Raw genomic sequence first — 18,689 nt, 5'->3', positions numbered from 1 at the left:
TCCCTCAGGGGAAGAAAACAGGGGAAGAGATGACGTCTACTTCAGGCCGTCATAGCAGGCCTTCTTGATGGATTTGATGCCGAACAGCGTAGATCCGCCGGATCCGAGTGCGGCCATGGCGCCCTTCTTGGTGTCCACGCTGGCGAGGGTGGCAAGTACCTTCTTGACGCCACCGGCGTTCTTGATCACCTTGAAGGCGGCCTTTCCCGGGGCGAATGCCGCGGCGAGGGCGGCACCGCACTTCATGGAATTCCAGGTGTCGCTGACCATCCCGCCTGCGATCTCCTTGGTCTTGTCCCACCACTTGGGGTCGGCGACGACGGGGCAGGCGGTGGACTTGTCCGTCTGGATGGTCTGGATGAGGGTGTCCCCCTTGTCCCCCTCAAGCCGGTAAGTGGTGGGCACCGGCTTGCCGTTGGCGTCCTTGGCCCAGGGGGTTTCGAAGAGACCGACCACCTCGCCGGCGCTGTCGCCCACCACTACGCCTCCCTCTTCCAGGAGCGCGGCGTGGGCGCCACTGGGCAGGTCCAGCGGGAAGCGGTACTCGGTGGGCGCCGACGCGTTCTTCAGCGTGATCAGAGCACTCGCGCTGCCGTCCCGGCTGACCTGAGCGGCAATGTCGACGGGTCCGTCGGGCTGGGTGTACATCACGGTGCCGTTGGCCGTGGCGCTTGCCGATGCGGCAGCCGAGCCCGGCAGGCCAATGGCCACCCGAGTCCCTTCAGGATCAGTCACGGCGATCTTGCCGGAGCTGGTGGCAGGCATCTCCACGCGCGTTCCCGCCACGTCCGCGATCAGGTTGCCCCCACCTGTCCGCGGGGTGGTCAGGTGGGTGGTGCCAGTGGCGCTTTCCACGACGGACGCCGCGACGTCCGCACCGGGCGCGGGCATGCCCGTGCCGGCGAACGCCGGAACCGTGGTGACCAGCATGGCGGAGGCGGCCACCGCCGCCATACCGGCCAGCGCCGATGCTTTGTCAACGGAAAGCTTCATCATGTCCCCCCATGGGATGTTCAGCCGTCACTGCGATCGAGAGGTGACGGTAGGTCATAAATGATCATTCCATGGATATAAGCCGCATTGAGCATGCCATCGAGGGGTAAGGATCACTGGAACCAAGCAAACGAAGATCACATTCGCGTTCCTCGACGCGTCCCCACACCGGACCGGACGCTCAACTCCCGCGCCCGACCACCGGTCCTTCGTCCCAGGAAGCGTCCCGACCCCCCTCTTCGGGCCAGCGAACCAGCTTCGCCTGACCCTCGCGCTGACCGTCCCTCAGCCCTCGCTACTCGTCGCCCCGCCATGGCGTCCTAGGTCGGTCTCCTCATCAATGCCGGCAGAGAACTCAGCAGCGAACATGTCTGTGCCCAGCGCCGCGAGGGTCTTGGCGGTGATGCGTTCGACATCGCCGCGCTCGGCCTCCGGGAGTGGAGCGCCGGCTGACTCACGGGCCCGGTAGCTGTGCCCAGGAAGCGGGCGGCCTGCGCGGGTTGACCCGCGAGGGCGTAGGCCCCGGCGAGGCCCTCGTGGGCGAGAGCCAGGGACCGGGGGTCTCCGCTGTCACGGGCGACGGAGAGGCCCTGGTAGTGCAGGGACAGGGCCTCGGACGCGTCACCGCGTTGTTCAGCGAGGAAGCCGAGTTCGGCGAGGAGGAGTGCGGGGCCGGGGCCGAAGTCGACTTCGCGGTGCCAAGTGAGGGTTCTGCGGAGGTGCTTCTCAGCGCGGTGCGCACCGACAGAGTTCCGCCAGCGCCGGTCGACACACTGAGGACACACCGAACGAACTGTCCGGTGCGGTCAGCCGAAGTAGCAAAGAACCAGGAGTCATTGCATGTCGGAGTACGAGAACAACCAGCAGTCCACGGTGTCGGTGATCGGCCTGGGGCAGATGGGGACCCGGCTCGCCCAGGCATTCCTCACCACCGGCCATGCCACCACCGTATGGAACCGCTCCGCCGCGAAGGCCGACGCACTCGTCACCCAGGGCGCCGTCCGTGCGGCGACCGTTGAAGAGGCGGTCGCCGCGAGTCCCCTGGTCGTGGTCTGCCTGCCGGACTACGCGACCGTGAGCGATCTGCTCGGCCGGTGGCGACGCGCCCGCGCGGGCGGACCCTGGTGAACCTGACCTCCGGCACCCCCGGAAGATGCGGCCCAGATGGCCGGCTGGGCGGGCGGGCACGGCGCCGCCTACCTCGACGGTGCTGCCATGAGCGGCACACGGCTTGTCGGGCGGCCAGAGGCGCTGTTCGTCTTCAGTGGTTCCCTGCATGCTTTCGCCACCCACCGGACGGTGTTGGCCCGCTTGGGTAACTCCGTCCACCTAGGAGCCGATCCGGCGCTGGCCCCGGTGTACGACACCGCGCTGTTCGGCATGGCCTGGGGTGCGCTGGCGGGCTTTACCACGCCGTCGCGCTGGTGGGCGCGGCAGGCGTCGACCCGTCGGCCTTCGCGACGGTGGCGACGGAACACATGCCGTTCGTCACCTCGCTGATGGCCGACCACGCCCGCCAGATCAAGGACGGCCGCTTCCCGGACGACGACGGCACCGTGGAGGTGCACGCGGCAGCGATGGAGCACCTCCTGGACACCAGCCGGGCCCGCGGCCTCGGCACTGACGTTCCAGAGCTGATCGGGAGCCTGCTGGATCGCGCGGCGGCCACCGGCCACGGCTCCAGCGGCATCGCCAGCGTCATCGAGACGATCACGAAGGGCGAGCGGAATGCCTGACCAGGCGAAGCCCCACGTCCTGGGCCTTGGCCGCATGGGCGCCCCGATTGCCTCCGCGTTCCTCAACACCGGCTACCCGGTCACTGTTTGGAACCGCACCGCGGCCAAGGCCGACGCGCTCGTGGCACAAGGCGCCACCGGCGCGAGGACGACCGCCGATGCGGTCGCGGCCGGCTCACTGGTGATCGCCTCGCTCCTCGACCACGTCGCGGTCCGGCAGGCCCTCGCCCCCAACGCCTCCGCGTTGCGCGGCCGCACCCTGGTCAACCTCGCCAACAGCACCCCCCGACCACGCCCGTGAGCTGGCCGCCTGGGCCGCCGGGCACGGCGCCGACTACCCGACGGCGCCATGCTGGCCCTCCCCGAGACCGTCGCCACCCCAGAGGGCTTCTTCCTCTACAGCGGTTCCCGGCGCGGTTCCCGGCATGCCTTCACCACCTACCGGCGCGAGCTTGAAGTGATGGCGCCGACCCACTACTTCGGCACCGACCCCGGCTCCGCGTCGATCCACGACCTGGCCCTGCTGGGCACCGGATACGCGGTTCTCACGGCGGGGTCGACGGGTGTGGGCAGGCTGAACGCGCCCAGGATTCGCCCGGCGGCGGCGAGGTCGCCCTCTGCCTGGATGTGCCCCGCGGCGACTGTCGCGCCGAGGTCGTGTCCGCCGTAGACCACACCGGCGAGGATCTCGGGCGGTCCGGTGAGCACGGCGTCCGGAGCCTCCTGCGGGCCCCTCTCGACCAGGAGCTTCCCGTCCTCCAGGACCGCGCGGGCGACCTCCGCACCCACGCGCAGCTCGACCCTTGCGCGCACGCCTTCGGCGCGGGCAGGATCGAAGTTCGTGCGCAGGGAGAGCAGGAACGAGGTCGCGCTAAGGTACGCCGCGGCGTCGTGGTCGGGGGAACGGACGGCCCAGCGGCCGAGCGCGCGCAACACGGGCTCCAACTCGTAGGCCCACTCGGTGAGTTCGTAGACCGTCGCGCTCGTGGGCGGCGGGAGACGGCGCTTGCGCAGAAGACGGGATGCCTCCAGCTCACTCAGGCGCTGGGCGAGCACGTTCGTCCCGATCCCGGGCAGGTCCGCGCGCAGTTGACCGTATCTCTTGGGCCCAAGGAGCAGCTCACGCACCACGAGCAGCGCCCAGCGTTCACCGACCAGATCGAGCCCGTGGGCGATCCCGCAGGCGTCTTGATAGCTCCGCTTCGTTGCCATGGCACCACTCTAACCCACGCTACTTCTTCTTCGAAATTTAATGCTTGCAAAACAGAAGTAGCACCTCTAGGTTGATCCACGCAGGCCGGGGGTCCGGCCCGCAGACACCAGAAAACTCAGGAGACTTGAGATGCGCACCCTGATCAGCTCCGCCTTCGTCTCACTCGACGGCGTCATGGAGGCCCCCGGCGGCGAGCCCGGCTACCGCAACTCCGGTTGGACCTTCAAGGAGGTCGAGTTCGTGGAGGAGGCGTACGAACTCAAGGGGCATGAGCAGGAGGAGGCCACGGCGATGCTGTTCGGCCGCACCAGCTACGAGGCGTTCAGCCCCGTGTGGCCGGACATGGCGGAGTTCGCCGGCTACAGACCGCTGCCCAAGTACGTCGTCTCCACCACTCTCACGGAGAACGACCTGGTCGACAACTGGGCCGAGACCACCATCCTCCGCTCACTGGATGAGGTCGCGGCGCTCAAGGAGAGCGAGGGCGGCCCGATCATCATGCACGGCAGCGCCACCCTCAACCGCAACCTCTCCGACGCGGGCCTGATCGACCGCTACCACCTGCTCGTGTTCCCTCTCCTCCTCGGCGCGGGCAAGCGACTCTTCTCCACCACCGACAAGGACACCCAGAAGCTCAAGCTCGTCGAGCACAAGACGTACGCCAACGGCATGCAGAAGCAGATCTTCGACGTCGTCCACTAAACGGGCCGGCGTGCGAACTGCCGCTGCCCCGGCACGGGCCTCTCCCCCAAGGGTGAGAGCGACGGGATCGGGAGCTGCTGGAGGAAGCTCGCTCGAACTGCGCCCCGACGGCATCGCGCTCCGCGTGCCGGATCCCCCGTCCTGGGACGAAGCCGTCGTGGACGGGCCGGACCATCCCGGCGCCCGCCGATAAGGGCGCGGGCGAACAAGTGGAACTTGATGGTGACGCACGGCTCCTGGTCAGGTTCGCGAAACCCCTACCGGCTTCTGCCGTGCCCGACAGGATGTGCGTATGCCATCCAGAATCAAGTTCAGCGGCGCCGAGAAGGACATCACTCTCGACGAGCTTGAGGACGCCATCCATCACGCGCGCAACGCCGGGGCCAAGGGAACCAGCTATGTGTACGCGGTCCTGAGCACCAGCGGGAAGATCAAAGAAGTAGGCGTGGACATCGGCGACGATACCGACTACTAGGTCCGCTGACGTCAAGGCCCCGGCCGCTGGCAGCGACCGGGGCCTTCGCCATGCAGGAGCGTCTGTCCGCCGGTGCTTGAGAGACACTCGTTACCGACGGTGCCGGCAGGCGAAACGCTCCAGGAGGGCTTCTCCCCGGCCGGCGAGGAGATGCCTTCACGTCTCGGCGCGGCGGAACTTAGGGTTTGTGGGTTACCCAGAGCAGTTCCGCCGGCCAGCGGTGTGCCCAGTCGGGTGGGTCGGTTTCGTTGTAGCCGTTGGGTGTTTCGAGTTCGGGCCGCGGCTCGATGAGGTCGTCGATGATGAGGCCCGCGCCGCGCAGGACCTTGACCCAGTCGCCGTAGGTGAGCTGATAGCTGCTCGCGCCGTCGTCTTCGGCGATGGTGTTCAGCCCGAAGTAGTCCTGCCGCAGCGTCGTGGTCACGCGGCTGGCAGCTTCGTCGTAGCAAGCTTCGAACCATGGGCTGGCGACGTTGAACACCAGCCGCCCACCTCGGCCCAGGACCCGTGCGGCCTGCGGGACGGCCAGATGCGCGGGCGCCCAGCTGAGCCCACCGAAATCGCAGAACACCAGGTCGAAGCTCCCGGCGGCGAACGGGAGTTGCTCGGCGGCGCCTTGCACCAGCGCGTAGCGGGACGCCCCCATCGCGCGGCCCGCTCCCATCGCGCGGCCCGCTGCCGCGAGTTGGGCTTCGGACAGGTCGAGCCCGACCACGTCCGCGCCCTCGGCGGCCAGCGCCCTTGACCACTGGCCGGCGCCGCAGCCGAGCTCAAGGACGCGCTTGCCCGTGACGTCACCCAGCGCGTGCAGGTGCGCGTCGGGGACGGAGTACATGCCCCACAGCCGGGGCATGGCACCGATCTGCGGATCGTGCTCGTGCTGGTAGGCGCTGCTGATCTGGTTCCAGAGCCGCCGGTTGGCGGGGATGCTGTCCACGCGCCGACTCCAGCACTGCCTGCCAGGAGCGGTCAACACGATTAGGGCACCGGCCGGTCCTCACCTCGGTCCGGCCCTGGATCGGCCCTGGATCGGCCCATGACCCGCCGGACGAGCCCTGAGGCAGCCGCCCACTTGACCGTGTGCGCTCCCAGAGCCCACCATTGAACCTCTACTGATCGCGTAAGGCAGCCTGCACCGCGCTTCGCTTGGGCGCGAGTAGCTACTTTGTTGCCCGTCCCGGTCCCGAAGTGGGAGCCGACCGCTTCCGGCGCGGGCGGGTGTCGTGCTCGGCACCGCGGTCGTGGAAGACACACCTCACCACCCGGGCCGACATCCCCTGCGCCCCGGCCGTACGCAGCCGCGGACATAGCAGAGGCGCCGATGTCAGTCGGAGTGCGGCTCCTCTGCTGGAGGGGGCGCGAGGGGGCGCGCCCGCCGACCCTGGTCTTGCGCGCCCCCGTGGGCGTCCCCTTCCAGCGTTGCATCCGTGCTTCGTTTCACCTGCTCAGCGAGGGACAGTGCGTCCCAGCTTGCCATTCTGCCCGCCTACTGTGGTGGCTGGGACTGGCCAGCTCGCAGGCTCAAGTCGTCCAACACACGCAGCCGTTGACGGGTGAGCACCGGGGAAAGATCCCGGCCTGCCGTCGACCGCTCGAGCGCCGACAGCTCAGAGAGTCGCCTCACGACCCGTTCCACCATCAGCTCGCGCCGCCGCATGGCCGGGGTGGCCACTGCCGCCTTACTGTCCCTGAGCCTGCTGACCGCGTGCGGCTTCGAGCCCCTCGGCGGAGTCTCCGCACCGCAGGTGGAGTCGACACCCCCAGACCGCGTTCCACTCAAGACGGAATCGAGCGGGCCGTGAGGCCGCCAGGGCGTCACACCCTCTGCATGTAGACCGCCCAGCCGGTGGCTGTCCAATGGGTTGAGTCGCCGGGCTTCTTGGAGAAGTCGTCCTTGTCGCCCTTGGGGCATGCCTCGGGCGAGTAGTCGGTGTCCTTCTTCCCGTTGGTCCCGTACCACTCGATGACCACCTGGGCGCAGTAGCCGTCGGCTGTCAGGTCCTTGACCCATCCACCCGCGTACGTGCTGTAGATGTTGCCCTCCGACTCGCCCCAGCTCGTGGCCTTGCTCCAGGTGCCCTGGGCGGTGAAGTCACCGCTGGAGGCCACGAGGACCCGTTCCTTCTCCAAAGACGCCTGAGCAGCCTGTGAGTCGGCGACGGCGGGTGCGGCCGCCCCCGCTGCCAGGCCGCCACCGACGAGCATGACGGCAGTGGCTCCCAGCGATGCCAGCTTGAGCTTCATACGATTCCCCCTTGGACAGGTCGTTCACGGACGGCCACGGTCGGACCGCGGAATCTCGCCGCCGTGCTTGGCGGGTTCCACTGTTGTCCGGCGGCGCCGTGCCCAGCCAGGCTTTTGCGGCTGACCGCAAAAGCCGAGCCGGGTGCGGATCCTCTGAAGGGAAGGTCAGCTGTCGCCGGGTGCATCGATGAAGACGGCGCCGGTCTCGGCCATCCGCTCGACCGCATAGGCCGGGTCGATGAGTGCCTCAGGAGTGTGGATGCCCGGCGTGACGGCGTCGCCGCGCAGCGCGAGCAATCGCTCGATGCCGAGTGCGATGCCGACTGCGGTCAAGGGGCGCTGCCCTGTCGGGTGGACCAGGTAGCTGCTCGTACTGATCGGTGCACCGCCTCGGTGCGCTCCTTCGAGGTCGAGCCGGACCTCGAAGGAAGCGGGCTCGCCGCGGCGCCGGCCCGCGGATTCGCCGACGGCGAAGTCGAAGCGGACGTTCGGCGCGTCCGTCGCGAGGGCGAGACTTGGTACGTCGAGGATGGCGATGCTCTGGCCGGGCAGGACCGTGCCGTCGGTACTGCGTACATCCGTCTGTGCGTCGGGGCCGTTGATCCAGGTGAAGACGCCGTCTCGGCGCACCAGTCCCGCCGAGGTGGCGGTGGACCATCTCTGCAGATCCGCTCTTCCCGCCGGTCCGCCGGTGTCCAGTTCGTCCAGGACGGCACCGATCCGGATGGTGTCGATCCGGTCGAACTGCCGGGCCGAGTGCAGTGCCGCGAGGACGACGGTACCGGCGCAGTAGTGGCTGGCCACCAGGATCGGTGCGGCGCCTGCCCGTTGGGCGCCCGCGACGACCTCCGGCGCGATGTCTGTCAGACCACTGGAGATGCTGAGGTAGGGCAGCCCGCGATGCTGCGCGTACCGCAGCCCGTGCAAGTGGTCGTCCCATAGCGCGGCGACCACCGCGGAGTAGTGGTGATCGGCAGGGAGGCCGAGATCGGCGCGCAGCAGATCGGTGGTCACGGCCGTTGCGGCGCCCAGTTCGTCGGCCACCCGCTGCGCACGCTCGAGGTCACGGCCCGCGATCGTCAGCGGCAATGCCGGGTGCCATTGGCGCAGGAAGGCAGCGGCCCCCGCGCCCGCCTGTCCCGTACCGCCCAATATCAGTACCGATTCCGACTGTCCCACTGTGGGTTCCCCTCACATCACATCCGTGAAGCTACATTTTGTAACCTACGTTTTGTAGCTTAGATTCGGACGCGAACGCAAGGGAGGACCATGGCCACCACACCGACCCGCCTGTCCAAGCAGGCCAGGCGGGAGCAACTGCTCGACACCGCGGTGGCGATCGTGCGTACCCACGGGACGGACGGTCTGACGCTGGTCACCCTCGCGGAAGCAGCCGGGGTGAGCAGACCGATCACATACGGCCACTTCGCCACCCGCCCGGGCCTGCTGCTCGCGCTCTACCGACGGCTGGACGAACACCACCGGGCCGCGATCACACAGGCGTTGCAGGATGCCGCACCCAACATCGGCGAGGTCGCACGCGTCATCAGCGCCGCCTACTTCGCCTGCGCCACTGACATGCCGGAGCTCAGCGCCATTTCCGCCGCGCTCAAAGGGAACCCGGAAATGGAGGCGGTCCAGCACGAGTTGACGGACAGCTACACGGACTTGATGGCCACAGCGCTGCTGCCGTACTCCGGCCTCCCGCCCCAAGCCCTCCGGCTGCGCTGCGTCGGCATACTGGGCGCGGCCGAGGCGATTGCCGCCGAGCTGAACCGAGAACGGGCAACCGACGGCGAAGCGGTCACCGCGCTGACCGACCTCATCCTGGGCAGCCTCGACGCCAAGGCCGACCGTTAGGGCCTCAATGGAACTGCACTCAGGCCAGAGGCGCTTTGGCTTCCGTTCTAGTGGCCGTCACAACACCCCAGTTCAGGGGACGCTATGAACTTCAAGATCCGGGAGATCTGGACAGTGGCTCAGGGCCGAAGGACAACGGCTCCGCCGTCGGAACCCTGGTCGACGCTCTTGCTCGAACGAGAACACCAACGGCCCGCTACCACACCGGGATGGGCAACCCCTGCCGAGCGGCTGCACGAGCTGACAGCCCCAGCAGGTGACCTTTGTCTGCTTGGGATCGTCGGTGTCCCAGGGCTGGGCGAAGAGGTCGACCCACACGCCCCATGCCTTGAGCACCGTCATCAGCTCCGACGCGTTCGCGGCGTCAGCGGATCCGATGAGGGCCGCGCCCATGTCGTAGTCGAAGCCATCGATACGTTCGCGGTCGTACTCCCAGTGCGGCCGTGGTGATCAGCGAGACGAGCCAGACAGGCACACGCTGCACGGTTACATGCAGCCCGCCGCAGCGCAGTTCGACTCCAGAGGGGTTCGGTGTGACTGTCCGCTCTGCGACTCATGTTGGCGTCCCCTTGCTGGGCTTCGCTGTGCTTGGCCTTCATAACCACTGGCTCCTGTCACGCGCCGATGCGTGACATAAATGAAGGAAGCGACACGACGCCACGACGCGGCGTCCCCGGTCGCATCAACACTTCGATATCAGCAAGGGAACCCTTCCGTGAGCGAACACATGGCCCGGCATGACCTGTCGGCAGGACCTGACGCCGGGCAGTTGGCGGAGCGCCTCAGCGCACACTTGGTGAACGGCATCGATCACCTTGCGGACTCCGCTGGTTCCGCGAGCTTGATCGACTCACATTTCGACACCGGGCTGCTGGTGTTGGGCGCTCGCTGTGTCGTCGATCCCCGAGCGGCGGCGTTGGAGACATGGGAGGCCACCGTTAACGCGATGCAACTGGGATCAGCCTTGTTCGCCGTGACCGCGACGGGCGAGGGCTCCGTCGAGTGCCGCATCAACCGGAAGATGCGGACGCTTCCAGCCGTGGGCCTGATGTCAACTGCCGATGCGGGAAAATGGCTGACGGCGTTCTGGCTGGCCGTCATCTGCCGTGATCAGGCGCGGATGACGCAGCTGTGCGAGATCCCCTTGGAGCGACTGCGTGCACCCGAGGGACAGTATGACGAGTACATCTATCACTGGATAGACACCCTGCAGACGTACTGGCTGCGCCGGGCCGGGTTGGTGGAGAAACTCACCGCTACGTTCCAGGCGTCGGATCCTGCCGTCGCGCGAATCGCCCCGCGCGACCTCCTGGATGGTCTGCTGTACCCACCGATCAGCCTCTTCTACCACTTCGTACGCAAGAATGAGGAGGGGTTCAGTCCCGCCCTATGGGAAGCCTTGAAGCTGCACAAGACCTACTGGACGCTGAACGAGGTTCGGGAAGCGGACATTGATGGAAGCATCGCCTTGGGGCCGCTGGCTATCGCTTGCCTTGCCTACGACGGGGGAATTCCGATTGACGTCGAGTCGGAGTACCTGCCGAAGCATCTGCTGCAGCGCAGCTGGTTGGGCGAGTTCCCCACGTGACGCCGGGTGACCGTCAGCGTCCGCCTCATGGAATCCCCGTCGGCAGAGCCGCAGTTGGGTCCTGGTATGGAGAGACTGTGTTTCCCCGCGGTGGAGGACCACTTCGAGGCCGACGAGGGCCGGGAGGCGAACGCGACGGGTGTTGGAGTCCGGGACGGGAGGCGGGCGCGGACTCAGGGCTCCGGCGTCAGCCACCGCTCGGGCAGGCGCAGCCCCGGTGGCAGCGGCTGTCCGGTAGAGGGCACCAGTCCAATCGGTGCGGGGCCGACCACCCCGTCGGGGAAGCCGACGTCGCCCCCGGAGAGCTCCGCGTGGGTGAAATCGACCATGCTGCCGGAGAACACCGCACCGACGAAGTCGACCTCGCCCCCGGAGATCACCACCCTGCGGAAGCTGACCGCGCCGTCGGAGAACAGCGCCCTGCGGAAGCTGACCGCGCCCCCGGAGAACACCGCAGCCACGAAGTCGACCTCGCCGCCGGCGAACTCCGACTCGCTGAAGCCAACCGTGCCGCCGGAGAACCGCGCGCGGCGGAAGCTGACCGTGCCGCCGGAGAACCGCGCGCCGAGGAAGGAAACCCTGCCGCCGGAGAACTCCGCCAAGGTGAAGTCGACCGTGCCACCGACGAACCGCGCGCCGTCGAACGAGACCGTGCCACCGGAGAACCACGTGCGGTCGAAGGAGACCGCACCGCCGGAGAACACAGCATCACGGAAGGAGACCGTGCCACCGGTGGAGAACACGGCACCGGACAAGTCGCCGCCGTCGAAGACGACCCCGGTGAAGTCGAAGTCGTGCCCCTGCCAGGAGAGGTGCGTTTCCTCGGGGCCGACCGACATGCGGTCCCGGATGACGCGGATGATGGTGTGGCGCACCTCCCGCATCGCCAGGTAGATACGCCGGGCCGCGGCGTCATCCGGCGGGAGATCGGACTCGGCAATGTAGGGCAGGCGCAGATACGCGCACAGCACGTCGATGCACGTCTGACGCAGGAGGTCGGTGGGCGCATCGTCGGCGAGCCCGGCCAGCGCGTGCACCCCGCCCAGCCGGACCGGCGTCTGGTCATCGCCGAGCTGGGAGACGGCGGTGGTGAAACGCTCGGTGTGCAGCCGGGTCGCCTCGCGCAGCGCGCCTTCCTCATCCACCCGCTGGCGCCGGTAGGCCACCACCAGGGCGACCAGCGCACCGGCCCCGGCCACCACCCCGAAGGCCAGCTTCACCAGGTCGAACAGCGTCGAGGCGTCCAGGCGGCGCTGCGTCTTCAGCCCGCGGGCGCCGAGCAGGTCCCACCCGGCGAAGAACACCCCGGCCGCGATCGCGATCGCGGTGACAAAGGTCAGGGCAAGGACGACGCCGACGTTCCACAGACGCAGGCCGCGCCGCTCCCGGCGGCGTATCAGATTTCGGATCACACCCCGCAGGATCTACGAGAAACTCAGCCGGGCGCAGCCCTCCGCCCCATCTCATCTACGCCGAGGGCGCGGCAACGGCCCGGGGCCATCCACACGGAGGCGACCTCGCGTCCGGAACGGACGTGCAGTGGTGTCGTCCATCGAGAGGTTCGCCGGACGGCGGGTCAGGCGGAAGCCGGTGCCTGTGAGGCAGCCGTCGATGGTTTCGGATGGCGCTGGATCCGGCGCAGACCGCGACGCAGGACGCGTTCGAGATGTTCGTCGTCGGTGTGTTGTCGCCGTGCCACAAGCGTGTGCCTGAGCGCTGTAGTTGGCTCGATTGGCCAACTGATGCGCACAGCACGTCACAACAGCGGTCCCGGGGCTTGGCCCAGGCCGTCGTGGATTCTGGATGAGTGCCCACGGTGTGTCTGTGGCTCGTTCGGACTGACTCGTTGCGCTTACGGTCGAGCGCCGTCGATGCGGTCGAGCAAGCCTTGGGCTTCGACCGTGCGGTAGTGGCCTGGACCGAAGGAGGCCAGACAGGCGTTGTGAGCAGCTGCGGCCTGGAGGCGGGCTTCGGAATCACGGCGCAGCCCCAACAGGGCCGTGCCAAAGGCCAGTTCGACGGCGCCTGCATCTGGATGGCGCTGGTCCTCGGACAGGCCGTGGTACAGCTCGTCGGCGACCTGCGCCTCGGCCAGGGACTCTTCGTGGCGGGCTTGTCCGTTCAGGCTGCGTGCCAGGCCGAGCCGCAGGACCAAGGACGCCCGGTCGGGAGCGCGATGGACGGCCAAGGCCTCGCGGGCGAGCGCCTCGGCTTCCTCGTGGCGCCCCTGCGCGTTGAGGGCGAAGACCAGTCCATTGCGTGCGGCCGTCGCCAGAAGTGACATCTCCGGGCCGGTACCGCGGTTCGCGGCCTCGGCGACGGCCGCACACTCCGCCTCGCACTCGGCGTACCTGCCGAGCGAGGTCATCTGCTGAGCACGGTCCGAGCGCAGCTTCAGGGTGAGCCAGTGACCGGCTCCGAATATCCTGCTGAACGCTGGCAGCGCTTCGTCGTACGTGGCGAGCGCCTCGGCGTGGCGTCCCTGAGCGCCAGTCGCGATCGCGGCGATGTTCAGCGCCACCGCTGCGTACTCGTCGTTGCGTGGCCGCGACCGGGCCACGGCACGCGCCTCGGCCTCCGCCTCGGCGTAACGCTTGGCTTCGTAGAGCGCTTTGGCCTGAGCCACAGGCGTTCCCGTCATCCGCCTGGCATCGCTACGGCCGCGCGGCCGGAAGAATCTCATGGCAGGGATCATACGGATGCGGCGCACGCTGCCCGCCAAGGGATCGGAGCTGGTCGGTAGCCCTGTGAGCTGGGGACAGGCAGGCGTGGGAACTCCTATCGCCGAGGGGGAGCGCCTACCAAGATGCGCTACGAATGCCTTACGTGAATTGAGAACCCACAGCGGCCACGGCCATGCCGCTGCCCCGCTCGATTACATCTCTACAGCTCACTGTCAATGCCGGTGACTGCCGGTGGGCCGAGTGGGGCATCAGCTTCGTTGATTCCCGCTTCCTTCAACGCAGCCACGACAAGCCTGGTGGCCTGCAGTTCAGCCTCGTAGCGGTCGGCAGCTTCCACTTCGAGGCGAACCGAGAAAGTACCGCCTTCGTTCAACGTCAGCAGGTCAACGCCTTCACTCTCGCTGACGTCAGTGTGCCGAGAAGCCAGCTCCCGCTCGAGAGCCATGCATGCCGAGTCATTGATGTCGCTGAGGAAAGTGCCAGGGACAGTGATGACGAACGTGGTCATGTCGGCTCCTCGCTTGGACGATGTCATGTGTCACTTCCCCTGCCCACGTACATTGCAGTGAATCCGACACCGGACCGTTGCATGACACGCACCAGGTGTACGGCGGTCACCCAATGCTTCATTTCAGAGGAGCGGACCGATCACCCTCCCGGTCCGGAGCGACGAGCCCTGTTCTACGTGCCCGCGTGCGGAGTTGACGTCGTGGTGGGTGGGCATGCCGTCCATCTGGTGTGGCGCAGCCAGTTCTTGAAGGTCATCAGGCAGTGCTGGGGGCCCGTGACCTGGGCGAAGGTCGAGAGCGACGAGCGGGTAGTGGGCGGCGCCGAGGGGCAATGTGAAGGTCGGGCCGCCCCGGCCGCCCGGTCGGGAGGGGCGAGCCGGTCCCGCAGGTTCTCGAAATACGGCGCTGTGGTCAGCACCGAGACGTGGTCCGCTCACCAGCCGTCGGTCTCCTTGCAGAGCATGTCCTGCGACCGCATCAGGCCGACGACGGGCACGTTGACCGTAGATTTTCCTGGACCGCGGGACTGAACCGTCTCCTCTCCGCCTCCGTCTCTCTCGTGGGCGACACACGTTCGCCCGGTCGGCGTGGAAGCGAGCGGCCCCTACCGGGCCTGGATGGGTATGCAGAAGAAAACTCTGATCATCAGCGCAGCCTGCGTAGTAGGTCTCTGGGCCGTCGGCTCGGCCGTGACGCCCCTGCTGAAGGAACACAACGACGGCTTCCCGGACGTGTTCAACGACCATGTGCTCCACGAACGCGTCAAGACCTTCCCCACTGAGCACGAGGCCCGAAAGTCCGCCGACGGTGAACTCATCTTCCGGCTCCCCAAGTGGGTGCCCAGGGACGCCACGGACATCACGATCAAGGCGCAGACCACCGGCAACGCCAAGCTCATGCGCTTCACCCTCGCCGACACCCCGCTGAAGCTGACCGGAGAGAAGAGCTGCTTGGAAGGCGCCTTCACCGACGGGCCCACGCTGGCAGCGAGCTGGTGGCCACAAGACGTGGGGGCCGATGACGGACAGCCCGACTGTTCCGGGCAGTACCAGCTGCGGGTGGCAGTCAAGGGAGACAAGGTCTACGCCTGGAGCAACGGCGACATGGTCGAGAGCTAAGAGGTCGCTTCCTCTGCAGGGCGAGGCTATTTGGGCCGTGCTGCCACGATGCCGGACACACGCCTGGGCACACCCCCCACTCGGCGGTTTCTCCAGGTCACCGGTTCAAGGGGTCTATGCAAGGCCGCCGTTACTCATCAGCAGCTGACCGTTGATCCACTCGCCTTCCCTGGAGCACAGGAAGTCGACGAGGTGCGCGGTGTCCTGCGGAGTACCCAACCGACCGAGCGGGGCGCTGCGGATGCAGTGCTCCCGGACTTCCTCGGGCATCCAGCCGGTGTCAACCGGTCCGGGATTGATCGCGTTGGCGGTGACGCCGAGGTGGGCGAGTTCGTGGGCGGCGGCCAGGGTGATGCGGTCCAGGGCTCCCTTGCTCGCTCCGTAGGGCAGGTTGCCAACGGTGTGATCGCTGGTGAGGCTGACGATCCGTCCGGTTCCCCGCTCTGCGGCGAACCGGCGTCCGAACTCGCGGATGAGCAGCCAGGGGGCGCGCGCGTTGACGGCGAAGTGCCGGTCGAAACTCTCCAACGTGGTGTCGAGGAGCCCAGAGTCGACAGACTCGCAGTGGCTCATCACCAGTGCGGTGACACTGCCCATCCGTTGTTCGACCTCGTCGAAGACGCGTGCCGGGGTATCTGGGTCGGCGAGATCCGCCTCGATTGCGGCGGTGGACGCACCCTGTTCGGCCAGGGTCTGGCTGATCACTTCGGTCGCGCCGGGCTCGCTCCCCCAGCTCATACGGTCGTCGTAGGGCGTCCAGTAGGTGAAGGCGATGTCCCAGCCCGATGCGGCTAGCCGCCGGGCAATGCCCGCGCCGATACCAACGGTGCGGCCCACCCCGGTAATCAGGGCGAGTGGACGGTTGGCCGGAGGGCTTTGTTCGTGGGCAGGCTGTTCACGAGCGGTGTTCATCGTCACGGTCCGGAATGGTTCACGAAGGGCTCCGCAGCGTCAATCAAATTCCCGCGACGGCGCGGCAGATGACAGGCGTAGGCGGCACCGCGAGGGCGAGCTTGGAGATCCTCACCAGCGTCGCTCACGCGCAGGCCATCGACTTCGCTGAGCCAGCCAGCCAGCCAGCCACGCTGCGCTGCGACGCCTCGTGCGACCCACCTGCTACTTGCCCAGGGCCTCCGACTCGGCGCCATCCGTCTTCACACTGCGGGAGCCGTTCTGCATGGCCGTGGACTTTTCGACCAGCCTCCCGGAGGCTGTTCCCGTGGACTCGCCGCTGACCACCTATCTGCTGCCTGCCGTTCTCGCCGTGATCATGTTCGGTCTCGGACTCGGCCTGTCCGTGGCCGACTTCCGCAGGATCGCGGCGTATCCGCGGCCTGTGGCCGTCGCGCTCGTCTGCCAGCTGGTGCTGCTGCCCGCTGTCTGTCTGGGCCTGGTGCTGGCCTTCGACCTGAGTCCCACGCTGGCCGTCGGCATGATGCTGCTCGCGGCCTCTCCCGGCGGCACGATGGCCAATATCTTCAGCCATCTCTTCGGCGGCGACGTCGCCCTCAACATCTCGCTGACCGCCATCAATTCGGTCATCGCGGTCGTCACGCTGCCGATCGTCGTGAACCTCTCCCTCGACCACTTCATGACCGGCACGGACGAGGCGCTGGGACTGCGCTTCGACAAGACACTGCAGGTCTTCCTCGTCGTGCTGGTGCCGGTCGCGGCGGGGATGCTGGCCCGACACCGCCGCCCGGACTTCGCCGAGCGCTCCACGGGGATCGTCAAGGTGACGGCGATTGCCGCGCTCGTCGGCATCATCATCGCCGCGCTTGCCGCCGAGCGGGAGAACGTGCTCGGCTATCTCGCCGACGTCGGCCTCGTCGTCTTCCTCTTCGGCGCGATCTCCCTCACCATCGGCTACGGCGCGACCCGGCTGGCCCGCGGCGACCACCGACAGTCCGTCGCCACCTGCTTCGAGATCGGCATGCACAACACCACCCTGTCGATGGCGATCGCCCTCAGCCCCTCGCTCCTGGACAGCACCAGGATGGCCATTCCCTCGGCGGTGTATGCGGTGGGGATGTTCGTCATGGCCCTGACCGCTGGATTCCTGCTGCGCCGCGTCGCCCCGGCCGAGACTGCAGCGGTCGGCGCCGGAGCGCCTGCGGCGTCCATCCCTGAGAAACAGGCACCGCGCAAGCAGCTGGGTCCCCGGTGGTTTCCGTGGCCTGCCCGGAAGCGGGCCGCACCCGGCCGGGAGAGGTTGTGACCCCAGGGGGCAGACGCCGCCGGTCGCGACGTCCGGTTTCAGGACCAGGGCAGGACGAGAGCGCCCCAGGCCACAACGGGCCCCGCTGCGACGATGCCGCAGGTGTAGCCGAGGACCTGGCGGTAGAAGCCGCGTCGTTCCACTCCCCGTGCGTTGCTCAGCACTAGCGCGCCATTCGTCGAGAACGGAGAGACGTCGACGATCGTCGTGGAGACGGCGAGAGCGGCTATCAGGCCCGTCGAGCTGAGGTGGCTGGTCAGCAGCAGCGGAACGGCGATCGGGATGATCGCGGTGAGGATCGCGGTCGATGAGGCGAAGGCGGAGGTGACGGCGACCGTGAAACACAGGAGGAGGGCTACGACGAGCGGGGCCCCGAAGTCGGCCGCGTGCTGGGAGATCTTCTCGATGATCCCGGCGTGCTCCAGCATCGCGATGTAGGTCATCATGCCGCCGACCAGCAGGAGGGTGTGCCAGCTGATGCCGTCCACCGCCTTCTCCTGGCGCTTCATGTCCAGCAGGGCAAGCAGCGCTCCGGCGGCCAGGGCGAGGACACCGATCTGCATCTGGAAGCCGAGAGCACACACCACCATGGCAGCGAGGGCGGCGAGCGTGGCCCACTGGTGCCCGGTTGCCCGCTGTGCTTCCGTGTCGCCGTTCGTCGCCTCCTGTTCGGGCGGCGTGGTCGGGTCCGTCGTCATCGTGCGGCGCCGCAGGGCGGCGAAGGTCAGCACGGACAGCAGGAGATTGACGGCGAAGCTGGCGAAGAAGAGCGTCGCAGGGGCGACGGACAGCTCGGTGTCGTCGACCATGCCGAGCACCAGCGCCCCGGAGACGGCCATGGGCGAGAAGGCTCCGGCGTGGGCTCCGCTGATCACCATCATTCCGGTCATCAGCGGGTTGATGTCGTAGCGGAAGGCGAAGTTCATCGCGATGGGTACGAGGATCGCCACGGCGGCAGGGGTGAAGGTGCCCAGCGACGTCAGCACACCGGCAAGAAGGAACAGCACCCAGGGGATCAGGGACGTACGACCCCTCACCAGGCGGACTCCGGCGGCGACCAGCAGATCGACCGTGCCGTTGCGGCGGGCCACGGCGAACAGATAGGTGACGCCGACGATGGTGAGGAAGAGCTCCACGGGGAAGCCCTCAAATATCTGATCCTCCGTCATGTTCAGTGCGGTCGTACCGATCGCGAACGACGCGACGAAGGCCAGGATGCCGATGTTGATCGGCAGGACGGTGCCGACGACGAACATGACGAGCAGCGCGCCGACGGATACCAGCTCAGGAGACATCATTGTCCTCTTTGTCCTGCGGAAGGGGGCGGGGCGAGCGAGAGGGCCCGGTGG

17 protein-coding genes and 1 pseudogene are annotated in these 18,689 nt (G+C 67.6%); 8 read left to right on the top strand and 10 right to left on the bottom strand.

The window, feature by feature from the left end; translation table 11 throughout:
- Window positions 1-36 precede the first annotated feature (36 nt).
- The gene (locus M4V62_RS42420; RefSeq protein WP_249592532.1) at window positions 37-993 is read right to left on the bottom strand and encodes a hypothetical protein; all 957 of its coding nucleotides are present in this window, start codon (window positions 991-993) and stop codon (window positions 37-39) included.
- An 840-nt stretch (window positions 994-1,833) separates the two neighbouring features.
- Between M4V62_RS42420 and M4V62_RS44105 the strand changes: the two are divergent.
- Both M4V62_RS44105 and M4V62_RS42400 read left to right on the top strand, forming a co-directional pair.
- Window positions 1,834-2,729 (top strand): annotated as a pseudogene (locus M4V62_RS44105) (NAD(P)-dependent oxidoreductase).
- A complete protein-coding gene (locus M4V62_RS42400; protein WP_249592529.1) occupies window positions 2,722-3,030 on the top strand; it encodes an NAD(P)-binding domain-containing protein in 309 nt (102 codons plus the stop codon). The pseudogene M4V62_RS44105 and the gene M4V62_RS42400 overlap by 8 nt, the downstream one beginning before the upstream one ends.
- A gap of 173 nt (window positions 3,031-3,203) precedes the next feature.
- Here the strand turns inward: M4V62_RS42400 and M4V62_RS42395 are convergent, their stop codons facing one another.
- Window positions 3,204-3,941 (bottom strand): winged helix-turn-helix transcriptional regulator, encoded by a 738-nt coding sequence (locus tag M4V62_RS42395; RefSeq protein ID WP_249592528.1) that lies wholly within the window; start codon window positions 3,939-3,941, stop codon window positions 3,204-3,206.
- Window positions 3,942-4,071: 130 nt separating this feature from the next.
- Between M4V62_RS42395 and M4V62_RS42390 the strand changes: the two genes are divergently transcribed.
- Window positions 4,072-4,644: a dihydrofolate reductase family protein gene (locus tag M4V62_RS42390; RefSeq protein WP_249592527.1), complete on the top strand. Its 573-nt coding sequence runs from the start codon at window positions 4,072-4,074 to the stop codon at window positions 4,642-4,644.
- Between the two features lie 292 nt (window positions 4,645-4,936).
- Complete coding sequence (locus tag M4V62_RS42385; RefSeq protein ID WP_249592526.1) at window positions 4,937-5,119, top strand: hypothetical protein; 183 nt, start codon at window positions 4,937-4,939, stop codon at window positions 5,117-5,119.
- Window positions 5,120-5,297: 178 nt separating this feature from the next.
- On the opposite strand, the gene M4V62_RS42380 is transcribed toward M4V62_RS42385, so the two are convergent.
- The 3 genes from M4V62_RS42380 to M4V62_RS42370 all read right to left on the bottom strand — a co-directional run bounded on the left by M4V62_RS42380 (window position 5,298) and on the right by M4V62_RS42370 (window position 8,542).
- Entirely contained in the window at window positions 5,298-6,056 is a 759-nt protein-coding gene (locus M4V62_RS42380) for a class I SAM-dependent methyltransferase (RefSeq protein ID WP_249592525.1), read from the bottom strand.
- Between the two features lie 878 nt (window positions 6,057-6,934).
- Complete coding sequence (locus M4V62_RS42375; RefSeq protein ID WP_249592524.1) at window positions 6,935-7,363, bottom strand: hypothetical protein; 429 nt, start codon at window positions 7,361-7,363, stop codon at window positions 6,935-6,937.
- 165 nt (window positions 7,364-7,528) lie between these two features.
- Complete coding sequence (locus M4V62_RS42370; RefSeq protein ID WP_249592523.1) at window positions 7,529-8,542, bottom strand: saccharopine dehydrogenase family protein; 1,014 nt, start codon at window positions 8,540-8,542, stop codon at window positions 7,529-7,531.
- Between the two features lie 90 nt (window positions 8,543-8,632).
- Here M4V62_RS42370 and M4V62_RS42365 point away from each other — a divergent pair, with 90 nt between their 5' ends.
- Window positions 8,633-9,223 (top strand): TetR/AcrR family transcriptional regulator, encoded by a 591-nt coding sequence (locus tag M4V62_RS42365; protein ID WP_249592522.1) that lies wholly within the window; start codon window positions 8,633-8,635, stop codon window positions 9,221-9,223.
- A gap of 715 nt (window positions 9,224-9,938) precedes the next feature.
- Entirely contained in the window at window positions 9,939-10,811 is an 873-nt protein-coding gene (locus tag M4V62_RS42360; RefSeq protein ID WP_249592521.1) for an immunity 49 family protein, read from the top strand.
- A gap of 173 nt (window positions 10,812-10,984) precedes the next feature.
- On the opposite strand, the gene M4V62_RS42355 is transcribed toward M4V62_RS42360, so the two are convergent.
- From M4V62_RS42355 to M4V62_RS42345, 3 genes are all read right to left on the bottom strand, one after another.
- Window positions 10,985-12,223, bottom strand: coding sequence for a pentapeptide repeat-containing protein (locus M4V62_RS42355; protein WP_249592520.1), 1,239 nt, complete (start codon window positions 12,221-12,223; stop codon window positions 10,985-10,987).
- 440 nt (window positions 12,224-12,663) lie between these two features.
- Complete coding sequence (locus tag M4V62_RS42350) at window positions 12,664-13,452, bottom strand: tetratricopeptide repeat protein (RefSeq protein ID WP_249593227.1); 789 nt, start codon at window positions 13,450-13,452, stop codon at window positions 12,664-12,666.
- A gap of 242 nt (window positions 13,453-13,694) precedes the next feature.
- Entirely contained in the window at window positions 13,695-14,003 is a 309-nt protein-coding gene (locus tag M4V62_RS42345; protein WP_249592519.1) for a hypothetical protein, read from the bottom strand.
- 624 nt (window positions 14,004-14,627) lie between these two features.
- On the opposite strand from M4V62_RS42345, the gene M4V62_RS42340 reads away from it, so the two are divergent.
- Entirely contained in the window at window positions 14,628-15,122 is a 495-nt protein-coding gene (locus tag M4V62_RS42340) for a hypothetical protein (protein WP_249592518.1), read from the top strand.
- A 114-nt stretch (window positions 15,123-15,236) separates the two neighbouring features.
- On the opposite strand, the gene M4V62_RS42335 is transcribed toward M4V62_RS42340, so the two are convergent.
- The gene (locus M4V62_RS42335; protein WP_249593226.1) at window positions 15,237-16,034 is read right to left on the bottom strand and encodes an SDR family oxidoreductase; all 798 of its coding nucleotides are present in this window, start codon (window positions 16,032-16,034) and stop codon (window positions 15,237-15,239) included.
- 265 nt (window positions 16,035-16,299) lie between these two features.
- Here M4V62_RS42335 and M4V62_RS42330 point away from each other — a divergent pair, with 265 nt between their 5' ends.
- Window positions 16,300-17,340, top strand: coding sequence for a bile acid:sodium symporter family protein (locus M4V62_RS42330; RefSeq protein ID WP_249592517.1), 1,041 nt, complete (start codon window positions 16,300-16,302; stop codon window positions 17,338-17,340).
- Window positions 17,341-17,378: 38 nt separating this feature from the next.
- Here the strand turns inward: M4V62_RS42330 and M4V62_RS42325 are convergent, their stop codons facing one another.
- The gene (locus M4V62_RS42325) at window positions 17,379-18,635 is read right to left on the bottom strand and encodes an SLC13 family permease (RefSeq protein ID WP_249592516.1); all 1,257 of its coding nucleotides are present in this window, start codon (window positions 18,633-18,635) and stop codon (window positions 17,379-17,381) included.
- Window positions 18,636-18,689 lie beyond the last annotated feature (54 nt).

It is taken from the genome of Streptomyces durmitorensis (assembly GCF_023498005.1).
Taxonomy (GTDB): Bacteria; Actinomycetota; Actinomycetes; order Streptomycetales; family Streptomycetaceae; genus Streptomyces; species Streptomyces durmitorensis.
This window is presented reverse-complemented; position numbering and strand designations above follow the sequence as displayed.

Excerpts from the sequence above, each read along its gene's own strand:
- M4V62_RS42420 (WP_249592532.1), bottom strand. The coding sequence starts at position 993 with ATGAAGCTTTCCGTTGACAAAGCATCGGCGCTGGCCGGTATGGCGGCG.
- M4V62_RS42400 (WP_249592529.1), top strand. The coding sequence starts at position 2,722 with ATGCCTGACCAGGCGAAGCCCCACGTCCTGGGCCTTGGCCGCATGGGC.
- M4V62_RS42395 (WP_249592528.1), bottom strand. The coding sequence starts at position 3,941 with ATGGCAACGAAGCGGAGCTATCAAGACGCCTGCGGGATCGCCCACGGG.
- M4V62_RS42390 (WP_249592527.1), top strand. The coding sequence starts at position 4,072 with ATGCGCACCCTGATCAGCTCCGCCTTCGTCTCACTCGACGGCGTCATG.
- M4V62_RS42385 (WP_249592526.1), top strand. The coding sequence starts at position 4,937 with ATGCCATCCAGAATCAAGTTCAGCGGCGCCGAGAAGGACATCACTCTC.
- M4V62_RS42375 (WP_249592524.1), bottom strand. The coding sequence starts at position 7,363 with ATGAAGCTCAAGCTGGCATCGCTGGGAGCCACTGCCGTCATGCTCGTC.
- M4V62_RS42365 (WP_249592522.1), top strand. The coding sequence starts at position 8,633 with ATGGCCACCACACCGACCCGCCTGTCCAAGCAGGCCAGGCGGGAGCAA.
- M4V62_RS42350 (WP_249593227.1), bottom strand. The coding sequence starts at position 13,452 with ATGACGGGAACGCCTGTGGCTCAGGCCAAAGCGCTCTACGAAGCCAAG.
- M4V62_RS42345 (WP_249592519.1), bottom strand. The coding sequence starts at position 14,003 with ATGACCACGTTCGTCATCACTGTCCCTGGCACTTTCCTCAGCGACATC.
- M4V62_RS42340 (WP_249592518.1), top strand. The coding sequence starts at position 14,628 with ATGCAGAAGAAAACTCTGATCATCAGCGCAGCCTGCGTAGTAGGTCTC.
- M4V62_RS42335 (WP_249593226.1), bottom strand. The coding sequence starts at position 16,034 with ATGAACACCGCTCGTGAACAGCCTGCCCACGAACAAAGCCCTCCGGCC.
- M4V62_RS42330 (WP_249592517.1), top strand. The coding sequence starts at position 16,300 with ATGGCCGTGGACTTTTCGACCAGCCTCCCGGAGGCTGTTCCCGTGGAC.
- M4V62_RS42325 (WP_249592516.1), bottom strand. The coding sequence starts at position 18,635 with ATGTCTCCTGAGCTGGTATCCGTCGGCGCGCTGCTCGTCATGTTCGTC.